This is a genomic window from uncultured Winogradskyella sp. (assembly GCF_947501905.1).
Classification (GTDB): Bacteria; Bacteroidota; Bacteroidia; order Flavobacteriales; family Flavobacteriaceae; genus Winogradskyella.
Map to the genome: position 1 here is coordinate 495,500 of NZ_CANMXL010000002.1, position 15,335 is coordinate 510,834.

At 34.1% G+C, this 15,335-nt stretch carries 14 protein-coding genes and 1 tRNA gene; 5 read left to right on the forward strand and 10 right to left on the reverse strand.

Annotation, left to right across the window (positions count from 1 at the left end; genetic code table 11):
* Positions 1-237: 237 nt before the first annotated feature.
* The gene (locus Q0770_RS05915; protein ID WP_299115036.1) at positions 238-390 is read left to right on the forward strand and encodes an SsrA-binding protein; all 153 of its coding nucleotides are present in this window, start codon (positions 238-240) and stop codon (positions 388-390) included.
* Here Q0770_RS05915 and Q0770_RS05920 read toward each other — a convergent pair whose 3' ends face one another.
* The 6 genes from Q0770_RS05920 to Q0770_RS05945 all read right to left on the reverse strand — a co-directional run bounded on the left by Q0770_RS05920 (position 391) and on the right by Q0770_RS05945 (position 8,530).
* The gene (locus tag Q0770_RS05920) at positions 391-2,520 is read right to left on the reverse strand and encodes a c-type cytochrome domain-containing protein (RefSeq protein ID WP_299115038.1); all 2,130 of its coding nucleotides are present in this window, start codon (positions 2,518-2,520) and stop codon (positions 391-393) included. It abuts the gene before it with no gap.
* Positions 2,517-3,308 (reverse strand): chitobiase/beta-hexosaminidase C-terminal domain-containing protein, encoded by a 792-nt coding sequence (locus Q0770_RS05925; protein WP_299115040.1) that lies wholly within the window; start codon positions 3,306-3,308, stop codon positions 2,517-2,519. Before Q0770_RS05925 ends, Q0770_RS05920 begins: the two co-directional genes overlap by 4 nt.
* Positions 3,305-4,348, reverse strand: coding sequence for a 6-bladed beta-propeller (locus tag Q0770_RS05930; protein WP_299115042.1), 1,044 nt, complete (start codon positions 4,346-4,348; stop codon positions 3,305-3,307). The genes Q0770_RS05925 and Q0770_RS05930 overlap by 4 nt, the downstream gene beginning before the upstream one ends.
* A 2-nt stretch (positions 4,349-4,350) precedes the next feature.
* Positions 4,351-5,808 (reverse strand): DUF1501 domain-containing protein, encoded by a 1,458-nt coding sequence (locus tag Q0770_RS05935; RefSeq protein ID WP_299115044.1) that lies wholly within the window; start codon positions 5,806-5,808, stop codon positions 4,351-4,353.
* A gap of 1 nt (position 5,809) precedes the next feature.
* A complete protein-coding gene (locus tag Q0770_RS05940; protein WP_299115046.1) occupies positions 5,810-8,164 on the reverse strand; it encodes a PSD1 and planctomycete cytochrome C domain-containing protein in 2,355 nt (784 codons plus the stop codon).
* A 292-nt stretch (positions 8,165-8,456) separates the two neighbouring features.
* Positions 8,457-8,530 (reverse strand) — tRNA-Arg (locus Q0770_RS05945).
* 141 nt (positions 8,531-8,671) lie between these two features.
* Here Q0770_RS05945 and Q0770_RS05950 point away from each other — a divergent pair.
* The 4 genes from Q0770_RS05950 (at position 8,672) to Q0770_RS05965 (ending at position 11,922) form a co-directional block, all read left to right on the forward strand.
* Positions 8,672-9,229, forward strand: a complete 558-nt coding sequence (locus tag Q0770_RS05950; RefSeq protein WP_299115048.1) for a YeeE/YedE family protein — start codon at positions 8,672-8,674, stop codon at positions 9,227-9,229.
* A gap of 2 nt (positions 9,230-9,231) precedes the next feature.
* Positions 9,232-9,648 carry a DUF6691 family protein gene (locus Q0770_RS05955; protein WP_299115050.1) on the forward strand — a complete coding sequence of 139 codons (417 nt, stop codon included), beginning with the start codon at positions 9,232-9,234 and terminating at the stop codon, positions 9,646-9,648.
* The gene (locus tag Q0770_RS05960; protein WP_299115052.1) at positions 9,648-10,448 is read left to right on the forward strand and encodes a sulfite exporter TauE/SafE family protein; all 801 of its coding nucleotides are present in this window, start codon (positions 9,648-9,650) and stop codon (positions 10,446-10,448) included. The genes Q0770_RS05955 and Q0770_RS05960 overlap by 1 nt, the downstream gene beginning before the upstream one ends.
* A gap of 67 nt (positions 10,449-10,515) precedes the next feature.
* Positions 10,516-11,922: a rhodanese-like domain-containing protein gene (locus tag Q0770_RS05965; protein ID WP_299115054.1), complete on the forward strand. Its 1,407-nt coding sequence runs from the start codon at positions 10,516-10,518 to the stop codon at positions 11,920-11,922.
* A gap of 30 nt (positions 11,923-11,952) precedes the next feature.
* Here the strand turns inward: Q0770_RS05965 and Q0770_RS05970 are convergent, their stop codons facing one another.
* The 4 genes from Q0770_RS05970 to tpiA form a co-directional block, all read right to left on the reverse strand.
* The gene (locus Q0770_RS05970) at positions 11,953-12,228 is read right to left on the reverse strand and encodes an ATP-dependent Clp protease adaptor ClpS (RefSeq protein ID WP_299115056.1); all 276 of its coding nucleotides are present in this window, start codon (positions 12,226-12,228) and stop codon (positions 11,953-11,955) included.
* Positions 12,229-12,406: 178 nt separating this feature from the next.
* Positions 12,407-13,447 carry a M57 family metalloprotease gene (locus Q0770_RS05975; RefSeq protein WP_299115058.1) on the reverse strand — a complete coding sequence of 347 codons (1,041 nt, stop codon included), beginning with the start codon at positions 13,445-13,447 and terminating at the stop codon, positions 12,407-12,409.
* Positions 13,448-13,693: 246 nt separating this feature from the next.
* Entirely contained in the window at positions 13,694-14,530 is an 837-nt protein-coding gene (prmA, locus tag Q0770_RS05980; protein ID WP_299115060.1) for a 50S ribosomal protein L11 methyltransferase, read from the reverse strand.
* A gap of 8 nt (positions 14,531-14,538) precedes the next feature.
* Positions 14,539-15,288 carry a triose-phosphate isomerase gene (gene tpiA / locus Q0770_RS05985; RefSeq protein ID WP_299115062.1) on the reverse strand — a complete coding sequence of 250 codons (750 nt, stop codon included), beginning with the start codon at positions 15,286-15,288 and terminating at the stop codon, positions 14,539-14,541.
* Between the last annotated feature and the right edge of the window lie 47 nt (positions 15,289-15,335).

Below are 15,335 nucleotides of genomic sequence, written 5' to 3' on the forward strand. Positions count from 1 at the left end.
AGATTTTAGCAAAAGTGTTTGGCAGAAGGTTAATCGCCTATATATATTGAAAACTCAATCAAGAAATAAGAGTAAAATATTAACCTTTAAAAACATTAAATCATGCTAACTATTGTAAAAGTCATTGTAGAAATTATATTCTCTATCTAGGACACCACCAGCCAATCAAAAAACGTAAAACTTAGCCAAAAAGCTAAGTTTTCTTTTTTTAGATATATTTGAACATTAGTATATGTTATGAAAAAAGGCGTTTTTAAAGGTTTAGCTAAAGTAAATAAGGTACTTCTACCTTCTTTCACTAAAAAGCAATTAGACATAACAAAAGCAAAGAAATGGCAATTAGCTATCATAGGATGGCGAGCTTATGTAACTATGAATGCTTTGGATTAATTACCAAAAGTAGATTTCGTCTACAAAGAGCCACGAGGGGTTTCCTGCTGCTGCATGCCAATCTGGTAACTTACCATGATTTTTTATCACAACCTTAAAATACCTAGCAGATACATCGTTAAAATTAAGATGCACTTTTTTAAGTTCCGCATCTCCGCCTTGTCCTTCTCTTGTAACATTAGCGTTACCAACTTTCTTAAATCTCGTGTTTTTTGAGTTTGATGCATAAACTGTAAATTCTTTTGGGTACAGAATCCAAGTGTTTACATCTTCTAAACAACTAAAAGAAATATTATCAACGTTTTTTTCTTCACCTAAATCTATTGTTGACACCAAATCCTCTCCAAAATAACCTGTCCAATTTCCATCTCTAAAATCAAGAGTTCCTTCTTGTAAATCAAAAAGCTTATCTGCACTTGCATAATTCTCACTAGGTTTTTTTAAAACTGAATACGCATTTACATCATGCACTATTTTTGCAAAATCTTTTACCAAAACTTCACTAGACACCCACCCCTTTTTTGATGCAATAACTTTTAAAGTTGTGGACGCCTCAAAAATTAGAATTTCATCTAACTTTTTAGATGTTGAATCTGGCACTGTCCCGTCTAAAGTGTATCTCAAATCCACATCTTTAATTCTGCTTTTTACTGCTACATGAATTGTATCTTTAAATAGTGTTTTAATTGGCGAAACTAAAGGCATTTCTAATTGGCTATCTTCAACAAATCCCTTTTGTATACTATTTTGTATTGAAACATCATATTCCTCTTTCAACGTCAGAGCTTTTTCATCAGTTACTTCTGTACTATTTGTGTAAATCTTTTGAGGTCTAATGTTAGTTAGTAATTCGGATAAACCTTTATCTGTTATTGATGTGTTATAGAGATTCAACACCTCTAATTGTTCCAAGTCTTTTAGATGTTTTAAAAAAGCATCAGTTATACTCTCATTATTAACACGCAAAAACTTTAGGTTTTTCATTTGCTTTACAACTTTCAGCATCTCATCTGTAACATCAGCATTAAAAAAATCAAGTTCTACGATTTGCTCTTCTACAGCTTCTAATAACATAATAGCCTCTTTTGCTGGGTTTTTATCCAATAACTTTACATTTAGAGCTGCTTCGCCGGGAACAATTTCAAAAACCCTAAACCCAGAGTTTCTAACCATTTCGATATCATCAGCTGGCGCTTTAGGAATTTCAATTGTATTAAAAACAAGATATTTTTTCAGTTTATCTCTAAGCGTATCGTTTGAAGCTACTTGCGATGCATAATCGCTAAAATTAGCACCATTTTCTATCCAATGTTTAATCAACCAAATCTCATCTTTTGTTGGCTGTTCCTTTCCTTCAGGAGGCATATGCTCCTCATTAGAAACAGGAAGCAACATACGTGTTAACAGTGAACTTTTGTCTGGGTTCCCACTAACTAAACTCGCTCCAGAAACACCACCCTTCAAAATTAAATCTGGAGTTAGCATAGACAACTCGCCTTTTTGTTTTGAAGCATTATGACATTGAATACACTTACTATCTAAAATCTTAAAAACTACATCTTCATAGATTTTAAGGCTATCAACAACTTCTATTGTTTTGGTTTTAGGCTTTACTCCCGCATACTCCGTTAAAAAATTATCGCCATGCGTTAAAACACTTCCAAAATGGCCTGCAACGCTTATTAAGATAAGTGTCAAAACAAAGAAAGGAAGAAAGATTTTACTGGATTTAAAATCACTTCTTGTGGTTAAATAAAGTAATATGGACGTGAAAATAGCTGTAGCTGTACCTGAATAAAAATGCAGGTCCAAGGTTCTATCAGCATAACCACCTTCTAGAGATAAAAAGTAACCAAAAAAACAAGTGATTACTGAAAAAATTGCTGTAAAACCTAATAAGTGTTTTATGGTTTCTGAAACTTCATTCTTTTGAAATCTTCGAATAATCTCAAGAAAAAATGTAACCACTAGAGCCCCTATTGGCAAGTGTAATACTAGAGGATGGAATCGTCCTAGAAACAAAATAAAACGTGGTACTTCTTCTGTTTTTATAGTATACAACGTAATAACACCAAATACGAATATGACGATTAAAAATGTATTTTTATATAGTTTGTCTATGTGTTTCATTCGTTAAAAATCCATTCGTCCATAAACAACCACGCATTATTTCCATTACTGGGATGCCAACTTGGTAAAATGGTATTCACTACATTAATTTTAAGTGTTTCAATCTCTCTATCAATAGGAATAACAACCGCATCTAATTGCTTGTACTTACCTTCGGGAAGTTTTGGAATGTTCACCGAAATAGTATCTTTTTGATTCACAATAACTGAAACATTTTCCGGTGGAAATATCCATGATTTTGTATCGACTAAATAACTTACGGAAAGCTTTGAAATACGCTTAGGGATTTTAAAATCTATAACCGCTACTGCAGTAGTATCAAAACCCATCCATTGAGAATCTTTAAAATTTAAACCTCCTAGTTTGTTATTAATTAAAGTCTGCGCGCCTTGGCCAGGGTAGCTTTTACTAGCTATAGTTTTCCAAGAAAACACTGGTGGTAAAATACCTCCTTCAAAGACTTTCAAACTTGTTGTACTACTTTGTTTCCAGTCGCTGTGAAATGCTTTAAAATTATAATTTCCAGCTTTAGATATTTCTAACTGATTCTTATAAATTTTAGATTTTTCTGTTGGCTCTTCTTCATTTTCAGTATAGCGAATTATGATACCTTCCATTTTTAAATCTGCTTTTATTACTACTGAAGAATCTATAATTCTACTGGAGGCAATTACTCTTGGCTGGGCAAGTTCTATCGTATCTTCTTGTACAAAGTTTGTTTTTTGTTCTTTTTCATTAGAACAACTCAGTATAAAAACACCTACAAAGAGAACAACTAATTTTCTCATACACGAGTGAGTTTTATAGGATATGTTTTTCCAGAATTCCACTGTGCTACGTACATGTTTTCATCATCGTCTATGCACACATCATGCGGATGCTGAAATAGACGAATGGTCTGATACAGTTCATCTAACTGACTACCTTTATATCTTGGCGCTGTTGCTCCAGGACAAGACACAACCTCGTTGTTTTCATTCATTATAAGTACAAAACCAGAATCTTCATATAATGAATTTTTAGACCTCAACACTGCAAAATAAATATCCCTACCGTGAATTACTGGTCTACAAATCAACGCGCCGGGTACATTTATAGTCTCTATGTATTCTCCCGTTGGAGTAAAACGTTTTAACTGATTTAATTCTCTTGCTGTAACTAATAAAGAAGGGTTTTTAGTATCACGATTGTCATAACAAATACCATGAGCATTTAAAAATTTATTACTTTCAGTACCAACTCCACCAAAATAGTTTTGAAGCTCTCCTTTATAGTTATAATGCATAATGAATTGCTTTCCATAGCCATCAGCGACATATATATCTCCATTATCTGTTACAGCCGTCTCAGTTGGTCTGTAATCTCCTTTTGATGAATACGCTGCGATTTCTGATGGGTAATCTATTGTAAAAACTACTTTACCATCGATGGTTGTTTTTATAACTTGATGACGTTCATAATCAGTAATTAACAAAAAATCTTCTCCATTTTCTTTAACCAAAGTTAAGCCGTGAGCTCCAGGATAATCTGCACCCCATGTTTCGAGCAACTTTCCAGATTTATCATAAATAATAACATTGTTTTTAACCTCATTTGTAAGCAACACTATTCGCCCTTTGGAGTCCTGTACCATTTCATGGCAATCATTTACTGGTGTTTTTGAAGCATCTAAATTACCCCAATTCAAATCTACTTTATAACGATGCGAATTATGACCTACAATTATATCTTTTGAGTCTGAAAACGAAAAAGCATTACCATACATAGGGTATGTAAGTAAACCAGCTGCTAAACAAGATGATTGTTTTAGAAATTTTCTTCGGCTCATATTTAACTCAATAAATCTTTTACTACATGACCAGAAACGTCTGTTAATCTAAAGCGTCTGCCTTGGTGTTTGTGCGTGAACTTGGTGTGATCAATACCCATGAGGTGCATCATTGTTGCCTGTAAATCATGAACATGTACAGGGTCTTTGGTAATATTATATCCAAAATCGTCTGTTTCGCCATAAGTAAACCCAGGTTTTACGCCTCCGCCAGCCATAAACATGGTAAAACATCTTGGGTGATGATCTCTTCCATAATTAGTTTTTGTAAGTGCTCCTTGACTGTAATTTGTACGACCAAACTCACCTCCCCAAACCACAAGAGTATCTTCTAATAATCCTCGTTGTTTTAAATCCATAATCAAAGCAGCAGTAGCTTGATCTACATCTTTTGCCTGTTTTGTTATATGTGATGGTAAGTTGTCGTGTTGATCCCAACCCATATGATACAACTGTACAAATCGTACATCTTGCTCTACGAGTCGTCTAGCCAGTAAACAGTTAGCGGCATATGTTCCTGGGATTGCAGCATTAGCACCATACATTTGCATGATATGATCGGGCTCATCTTCTATATTCATGGTATCTGGAACGGAAGTTTGCATGCGATACGCCATTTCGTATTGTGCGATTCGGCTATTTGTTTCTGGGTCTCCAAACTCACGTTCTTGTTTTTCATTAAGTTCCGCAATATGATCTAGCATTTTGCGACGTTCTAAACGTGTCATACCTTCTGGATCTTTGAGGTATAAAACTGGATCTTTTCCTGAGCGGAATTGAACACCTTGGTGTAATGAACTCAAAAAGCCATTACCCCATAACCTAGAATATAAAGGCTGCGCCATTGCTCTTCCTGTGCCTCTAGATAACAATACGGTGAATGTCGGTAAATTCTCATTTAAGCTACCTAAACCGTAACTCATCCATGAGCCTATACTAGGACGACCAGCTTGTTGCGAGCCTGTCTGGAAAAAGGTAATTGCTGGATCGTGATTAATCGCTTCAGTATGCATCGATTTTATAAAACATAACTCATCTACAATCTTTGCAGTAAATGGCATTAAATCACTTACCCAGGCTCTTGATTCGCCATATTGGTTAAATTTAAATTGACTCCCAACCAAAGGAAAACTATCTTGACCAGATGTCATCCCTGTTAATCTCTGGCCTTGCCTAATAGAGTCTGGCAAGTCTTGACCACGCATCTTATGTAATAGTGGTTTATAATCAAACAATTCTAATTGCGATGGCCCACCACTTTGAAATAAATAAATAACACGTTTTGCCTTTGGTGCAAAATGAGGCAAATTTAATCCTGCTAATGGCGAATCTGATGACTCTACTATTGAAGAGAATGGATTTAACAAAGAAGCTGTAGCTAGACCTCCAATTCCTAAACCTAATTTTTTAAGAAAATGGCGTCTATTATTATTTAAAAAATGTTTTGATATTTCTTCCATCTTATCCTTTTACAATAGCTTCATCCAAGTTAAAAATGAGACTCGTCAATGTTGTGAATGCATATATTCTTTTCTTCGGAATATTTAAATCTTGATATTCTTGTTTTAATTTAAAATCTTCTTTTTCAATCTCATTATAATTTGATTCGGTATCCTTTAAAAATGTAATCAATTTTTCAACTTCTGAATCCTCAGGCGTTCTCGAAGTGATTCTTCTAAAAATTATTTTAATTCGTTCTTTATCAGATAAATTTTCGTCTTTAAGCATCTTAGCTGCTAATACTTCTGATGCTTCAATTAATTGTGGATCATTAAGCATCACTAAAGCTTGCAGTGGTGTGCTAGTTTTTTGACGTTCTACACTACAAAAATCTCTGGTAGCAGCATCAAAAGTTAGCATCGCTGGTGGTGGCACAGTACGTTTCCAAAAGGTATACAAACTTCTACGGTATAGGTTTTCGCCTTTATCCATTATATACTCTGTTAGCCCTTGACCTGATGTTGTTTCTGCCCATAAGCCTTTTGGTTGGTATGGTTTTACACTTGGACCACCTAATTTATCTACTAATAAACCACTTGCTGCAAGTGCATTATCACGAATCATCTCGGCAGTTAGTTTTTCTCTTGAGCTACGTGCTAGCCATTTATTAGTTGGATCAATTTCTAGTAACTCTGGAGTCGCTTTAGTGGTTTGCTGATAGGTCTGCGACATTACCATACGCTTAAGCATCTTCTTGGTATCCCAACCTTCTTCTCTATAAGTTTCGGCGAGCCAATCTAAAAGTTCGGGATGAGAGGGCAATGCGCCTTGATTACCAAAATCAGAACTTGTTGCTACTATACCTATTCCAAATATCTGCTGCCATAATCTATTTACGGCAACTCGGGCCGTTAACGTATTATCTTCATCAAATAACCAATCAGAAAGTCCTAATCTATTTTTTTGATATTTATCTGTAAATGATAAAACAGCTTGTGGTACGCCTTCTTTAACTTCTTCTCCAAAATTATCATAAGCGCCGCGCTTTAAGATATAGGTTTTCCTATTTGGTTTGGAATCTTTCATTACCATTAAGTCCAACTCATTAATAGAATCTGGCATATTAATAAAAGTCAAAACATCTTTTACTTCTTGCTGAGTTATTCTAATATTAGGCTCTGGGATTTCGCCATAATCCATTCGTCCTTTTTCATCTAATTTGTTGAAAAACGCATAAAAACTAAAGTATTCTTTTTGCGAAATCGGATCATATTTATGGTCATGACATTGAGCACATTCCATAGTTAAGCCTAAAAGTGATTTTGAAACGGTATTTGTCCGGTCTAAAACATATTCGTTCCTGTATTCCTCATCTATAACACCACCTTCTTGAGTGATTTTATGATTACGATTAAATCCTGTTGCTAAAATCTGTTCTCTTGTTGCATTTGGAATTAAATCTCCTGCGAGTTGCCATTTTACAAATTGGTCGTAGGGTATATTCCGATTAAAAGCACTAATCACCCAATCGCGCCAAGGCCACATTATACGCTCCAAATCATCTTGATACCCATGTGTGTCAGAATACCTAGCAACATCTAACCAAATTGCCGCCATACGTTCTCCGTAAGCTTTTGAAGCTAACAAATTATCAATAACGGTCTCAAAGGCATTTTCACCATTGTCTTTTATAAAAGTATCTATTGCCTCTATCGATGGAGGTAGCCCAGTTAAATCGAAATAAACACGACGAATCAGCTTTTCTTTACTTGCTTTTTCGGACATAGAAAGTCCTTTCTCTTTAAGCTTTCTAAGAATAAATTTATCTATTTCTCCATTCTTATTTTCTGAAAAAATATTAGGGATTTCTGGTTTTTTAGGTTTTACAAAAGCCCAATGGTCTTTCCATACTGCGCCTTGCCCAATCCATTTAACCAATATTTGTTTTTCGTAATCGGTAAGACTCAGGTTCGAATTTATAGGAGGCATAATCTTACTCTCTTCTTTAGCAAGAATACGGTGTACCATTTGGCTAGCAGTTGTATCTCCTGGAACTAAAGCAAATCGGTCTTTATTTTCGCCAAGAGCGGCATAGGCACCATCCTTGGTGTCAAATCTTAAACCAGCCTCACGAGTGCCTTCATCAGGTCCATGACATAAATAACACCTGTCTGATAAAATAGGTTTAACATGAAATATATAGTCTATCTTCTCTGGAATTGTTTCCTCTGAAGCTAAAACAGATGCGTCCTTTATTTCGACATCAGAATAATCATTTACTCTACTTGATGAGATATACTTATAACACAAGACTAGCAAAAATGGCACTAGAAAGTACCAAATAAGCGGTGTTGATTTAAACTTTTTCTTTTTCATTGAAACAAGAAATACAGCTTAAAAATAATTCTTTTTTAAGTATATCTCCTAGATTTAATTAACATCACTAAAATAATAATATACAAGCAAAATGTTTATAGAAGCTCTATAAGTAAAATCAATGCAATGATTTAGAAAGTTTTAGCAAATAAAAAACTTATTAATATTGATGAGTTCTTAGTGACCTCGATAGATTGACCCTAGCTTGCCTAACAAAGCTAGCTTTGAAAATCAAAACCTTATTAAAACAAAAAAGCAAGCTAAAACTTTTAGCTTGCTTTTGATTTATTCGTGACCTCGACAGGATTCAAACCTGTAACCTCTTGAGCCGTAATCAAGTGCGCTATTCAGTTGCGCCACGAGGCCTTTTTTAAGTGGGTGCAAATATAATACATTATTTAAAAAACATCCAAACTATTTTTTCTTAAAATATAAGTTTTAGCCTTTTATTGTCATTAGTTATAGATAGATGATTATAGAATTATATTTTTGTTTAAAATTTAATTTATGGAATATATTTTAGAGCCTTGGCCATGGTACATTTCCGGACCATGCATTGCCATAGTAATGTTTATACTTTTATACTTTGGAAGAACGTTTGGCATGTCTTCTAATTTACGTACACTTTGCGCTATTGGCGGTGCTGGCAAAAAAGTAGATTTTTTTAAATTCGATTGGAAAGCACAACGTTGGAATCTTGTTGTTGTACTTGGTGCAATAGTTGGTGGTTTTATTGCTCATAACTTTCTTTCAAACCCAATAGATATTGATTTAAGTCAACAAACGGTTTTAGATTTAAATGCTTTAGGTTTTAACGATACAGGCAAATCTTTATTACCTCCAGAATTATTTAGTTGGGAAAATGTATTGAGCATTAAAGGATTACTAATACTTACTATAGGTGGTTTTTTAGTCGGATTTGGTACTCGTTATGCAGGCGGTTGTACTTCTGGACATGCTATCACAGGTTTAAGCAGTTTACAATTGCCATCATTAGTGGCTGTTGTTGGCTTTTTTATTGGCGGTTTAATTATGATTCACCTTATTTATCCAATCTTATTTTAACTATGAGTAAGTATATAAAGTTCTTTTTAGTAGGTCTATTCTTTGGAATTGTTTTGGTTAAATCTGAAGCCGTTTCATGGTATCGCATTTTTGAGATGTTTAAGTTTCAGTCTTTTCATATGTATGGCATTATTGGCTCTGCAGTAACTACCGGTATTTTATTATTATTAATTTCAAAAAAAATAAAACTAAAAACCATAAAAGGCAATCTTTTAACCGTTCCAAAAAAGGATTCAGGATTCAAAAGATATATTATTGGTGGTAGTATTTTTGGGTTAGGTTGGGCGCTTTGTGGCGCATGCCCTGGCCCAATGTATATTTTATTTGGGACTGGTGCATTCTCTATTATTATTGTATTAATCGCTGCAATTTTTGGAACATATATGTATGGCATATTAAAAGATAAACTACCTCATTAATGGAAGTCAATCAAATATTAGGATATGTCGCATCAGTTATTGCCGGAATTATCATGGGACTAATTGGTGGAGGAGGCTCTATACTAACCGTTCCTATTTTGGTATACCTTTTAGGGTTCAACCCTATTGTAGCTACAGCGTATTCCTTATTTGTTGTTGGAGCCACATCTACTATTGGTGCAGTACAAAGTCTAAGGCGAGGTCTAGTAGATTATAAAGCGGCAATAATTTTTGCAATTCCTTCTATTATTGGCGTATACTTAACTAGACGTTATTTGGTACCTGTTCTACCAGATGTTATGTTTAGCATTTCTGATTTTAAAGTAACTAGCGGTATTTTTATAATGCTTGTTTTTGCTGTCGTTATTCTGCTTGCTAGTATTTCTATGATAACCAAAAAGGCGAATAGTATAGATGATGATGAACCAGACTCGAACTACAATAACTATTTAGTTATAATCTTTGGTTTAGTCACAGGAATTATTAGCGGTTTTGTAGGAGCTGGTGGTGGTTTTCTAAATATTCCTGTTTTAGTTTTCTTTGTAAGATTGCCTATGAAAACAGCTATAGGCACATCGCTTTTTATTATTGCTATAAAATCTTTGATAGGTTTTTTAGGCGATATCGAACATATTGATATTGATTGGATGTTTCTCCTAAAATTCACCTCACTTTCAATAATAGGAATCCTTATAGGAATATATTTTTCAAGGTTTATAGATGGAAAAAAACTAAAGAAAGCATTTGGATATTTCACCTTAATAATGGGGTCTTATATTATCTGGAAAGAGCTTCTATAAGCTATGTGATAAATATCACATTTTGAAACTACAAGTTTTGTAAATTTGTATCTCAAAAATAAAGAGAATGAAAATAGAACAATTATATACAGGTTGCCTAGCTCAAGGTGCCTACTACATAGAATCTGAAGGTGAGGTTGCAATTATAGATCCTTTAAGAGAAACACAACAGTACATTGATAAAGCTGAAGCGAATAATGCAAAAATCAAATACATTTTTGAGACACATTTTCATGCTGATTTCGTTTCTGGCCATGTAGATTTAGCAAAAAAAACAGGTGCTACGATAGTATATGGACCTGGAGCAGATACTGATTATGATATACATTCTGCAACTGATAACGAAGAGTTTAAAATCGGAAAACTGACCATAAAAGTGCTGCATACTCCCGGACACACATTAGAATCTTCAACTTATTTATTAATTGATAAAAACGGTAAAGACCATGCTATTTTCTCTGGTGACACCTTATTTTTAGGAGATGTTGGCAGACCAGACTTAGCCATAAAATCAGATTTAACTAGTGAAGATTTGGCAGGTATGTTATTTGACTCGCTTCGTAATAAAATAATGCCTCTGGCAGATAACGTTATAGTATACCCAGCTCATGGCGCAGGATCTGCATGTGGAAAAAATCTAAGTAAAGAAACTGTTGGTATATTAGGTGAGCAAAAGCAGACCAATTATGCGCTTCGTGCAGACATGACAAAAGCTGAATTTGTAAAAGAAGTTTTAGATGGTATTGCTCCACCACCTCAATATTTTGCTAAGAATGCTATGATGAACAAATCTGGCTATGCTGATTTTGAAGACGTTTTAAAACAAGGTGAAGTCCCTTTAAGCGCCGACAAATTTGAAGCATTGGCAAATCATGAGTCTGCTCTAGTTTTAGATGTTAGGCCTCAAGCAGATTATATAAAAGGGCACATTCCAAACTCAATATTTATTGGATTAAACGGACAATTTGCACCATGGGTCGGTGCTTTAATCACAGACATAAAGCAACCCATAGTTTTAGTTGTTCCTGAAGGCAAAGAATCTGAAGCTGTAACACGTCTTTCTCGTGTGGGCTATGATAACACGTTAGGTTATCTAGAAGGTGGAATAGAAAGCTGGAAAACTTCTGGAAGAGATATAGAAACTCTTGAATCTATCTCAGCAGAAATATTTGCAGAACGCGTAAAAAATGATGCTATTAATATACTAGATGTACGTAAAGACGGTGAATATAATTCATCTCATTTAGAAAACGCACAACACTTTGCTTTAGACTTTATCAATGAAAATATGGGTCAAGTTGATAAAAACAAAAAATATCATATTCATTGTGCTGGGGGTTACCGCTCTGTAATTGCAGCTTCAATACTTAAAGCTAGAGGATTTAGTAATTTAGTTGATATTGCTGGTGGTTTTGGAGCCATTAAAAAAACTGATTTGCCGACGACAAGTTTTGTTTGTCCATCTACACTATAAATAAAAAGCCCACGATTGCGGGCTTTTTATTTATACTATTTCGGCACTGAGTCCAGCTTGTAATAGCTTGGAACATCGCGGCTCTAAATCATCATAAGGACCAGTCTTTACAGTACACTTTCCTTTGTAGTGCACAATAATAGAGCACTGCTCTGCCTGTTCTGGCGTATGGTCACAAGCATAAATCAATGTGTCAATGACATGGTCAAAGGTATTAACATCATCATTAAACAAAACAATTTCATTCTGTTTGACAACTTCTTCTTCAATTAATAACTTTTCTTTTATTTTCTCCTGAGATTCCATTGCTATGAACTATTAAGCTAATTTAAAAAATATTCGTTACTAAAACGATGAATCACTTCATTCTAGCATCCTAAATATGTTAAAGTTTAATCTAAATACAGATACCCATTAATATAATAAACATAAAATGGGTTACTCTCTCAAAAGAAAGCAACCCATTAAAATAAAATACTTGATTTTAGTTACAAGGACCTAATAATGTCCAACCTCCTGAAACTCTTTCATAGAGATTTCCGAAATAAGTAACTTGGTCTCCAATATTATAGCTTACGCCACTTTGCCATTCTGAAACTCCATCGCAAGGACCAGTTGGAGTTTCTGGATACATAAACTCCAAGGCAACTACATCATTTGTGTTAAATTCCCCATCTTCACTCGTAGAAAAACAAGCTTGCATAACCGATGTTAAATCTCTTCCTGTTGGAGTACCTGGAATATGAACAGCGCCATCAGAACCAGCTCCTTCGTTACCTTGAGAAGAAGGAGGGCAACTTAACCTGTCAAACCAATCTGAATGTCTGAATCCTACGGAATGTCCAATTTCGTGAGTAATCACGTGCTCATTAACGTTTGTAGAAAACTGTTCGATATTATATATCTGTACAAACTTATTAGGTTCTCCGGCAGAATTTGGAAAACCTGCAACACCACCTTGGCTATTAGGAGTATTAACAGTATTATCGTAAACTACCATGTCTGCAGCTTGGAAATTAGTACCAAAAGTTAAGTTAAACTGTAATGTAGTGTTTAGGTTATTATAGTTATTCACAGCCCACTGCAAAGCTGTTTGAGCTTTCGAAGATAATGCTTGACTACCTCCTGTGTAACCTAAAATGTCTATAGTCCTATTAGCTCCAGTTACTAAATTAAACGTACGATATTGACGTTGACCATCTCCGTCTGGATTAATCCATTCGTCTAATTCTTCTGGAGTAAAGGTTATATCATTACCTATGTAATATCTTTCTTCTATTGTACCATCAGGCAGGTGAAAATCTCCGACAGAAACTGTTCCAACATCAATATCTAAAGTTCTAATAGAATTAAGTAAATCTGTATCTGTTACTACAGTTCTATTCTCTAGATTAGTTGTGTTAAGAAAAATATCTTCGTCTAGATTTAATATATCATCTTCAGTAGTATTATCTTTTTCACAAGCAGTAAAAATTAAAGCAAATACGGACATTAGAACTATCCAATTTTTAATTAAATTTTTCATTTTTAATTTGAGTTTTGTTAATGTTTTGGTTTAAATCGTTTACGTAAAACAAGACATAGAAAGCCTATAGGACCACTATAATGACCCGAAATAAAATTCCTACAATTAAATAATATTATTTACACTAATGTACGCTCTGAAAACGAAAAAAGATTACGGAAAAACCACATATTTTTAACAAATTCTTAACTTTTTAGTTAAAATTTTAGGTAGTTTATCGATAACAAACAAAATTGTTAAAAAGTGTTAATTATTAAACATCAAGGCGACCCAATTATTCCTCTGAAGTTTGTCTGTAAGACCTAAAGCATGTTTTTTACATTCTGTTGTAATTGTGATAATATCATCTTCATAAAAACCACTTAAAAAGAGTAAGCCATTTTCATTTAAGCACTCTGCATACGTAGAAATATCAGAGAGTAAAATATTACGGTTAATATTTGCTATAATAATATCATAAGTTTTTCCATATAAAAGTGCCACATCTCCTTGATATACTGAAGTTTTTGTACACTTATTGCGATCTACATTTTCTAAACTATTGATGTAACACCAATTATCAATATCTATAGCATCAACGTTTTTTGCTCCAACTTTTTCTGCCAGAATAGCTAAAACACCGGTTCCGCACCCCATATCTAGAACTGATTTGTCTGTAAAATCATTTCTAAGAATATGTTGAATCATCATATGAGTAGTTTCATGATGCCCAGTCCCAAAACTCATTTTTGGCTCTATAATTAAATCATATTTTGTTTGGGGCTTATCATGAAAAGGTGCTCTTACTGTAACTTGATTGTCGACTATTATGGGTTTAAAATTCTTCTCCCACTCGGCATTCCAATTGGTTTGCTCAATTTCATTGAATTTGTAAGTAATTTCAAACTCTTCAGAATTTAAAATCTGTATATCTTTTAAAATATCCTGATACCATTCGTCTTTTTGAATATATGCTGTTACACCATCTTGGTTTTCAACAAAACTCTCAAAACCTGCATAACCTAATTCTGCAATCAAAATTTCTACAGCTGGTTGTAATGGGAAAACTTTAAACTCGTAACCGATATATATGGTATTAGACATAAATTTTATTAAAAGGCATTGACAATAGCAAAGAAATCCTCTGCCTTAAGTGAAGCACCGCCAATTAAACCACCATCGACATCTGGTTTTGAAAAAATCTCTTTAGCATTATTTGGTTTTACACTTCCACCGTATAGAATAGAAACTTCATCAGCGACATCAGCACCATACTTATCTGCTAATGTTTTACGGATAAAAGCATGCATATCTTGTGCTTGTTCAGGACTTGCAGTTTCTCCAGTACCAATTGCCCAAACTGGCTCATAAGCCAATACAATATTTTCGAAAGTATTAGCATCTAAATGAAATAAAGCATTTTGTATTTGACCACCAACTACGTTTTCTTCGTTACCAGATTTTCTATCTGCTAATTCTTCTCCAAAACAAAAGATAACTCGTAAACCATTTGCCAATGCAGCATCAACCTTTTTAGCTAAGGATGCATCAGTTTCGTTAAAATATGCACGACGCTCACTATGACCTAAAATTACAGTTTTAACACCTATACTCTTAAGCATACTAGCACTAACTTCTCCTGTATACGCACCATTTTCTGCAAAATGCATGTTCTGTGCAACGACTTCAATTGTGTTTTGGCGTAGGGCATCAAAAGCATGCCAAAGATTAGTAAAACTCGGTGCTATCATAACCTCAGCATCTGAAATCTGATTTTGATTTTTCAAGTCAGTGATTAAAGCTTCCGCTTGTGGTAAGTCATTGTTCATTTTCCAGTTACCAGCAACTATATTTTTTCTCATAATATTGAAGTATTGAATCGTATTTTTCGAATTACAAAAATAAGGGT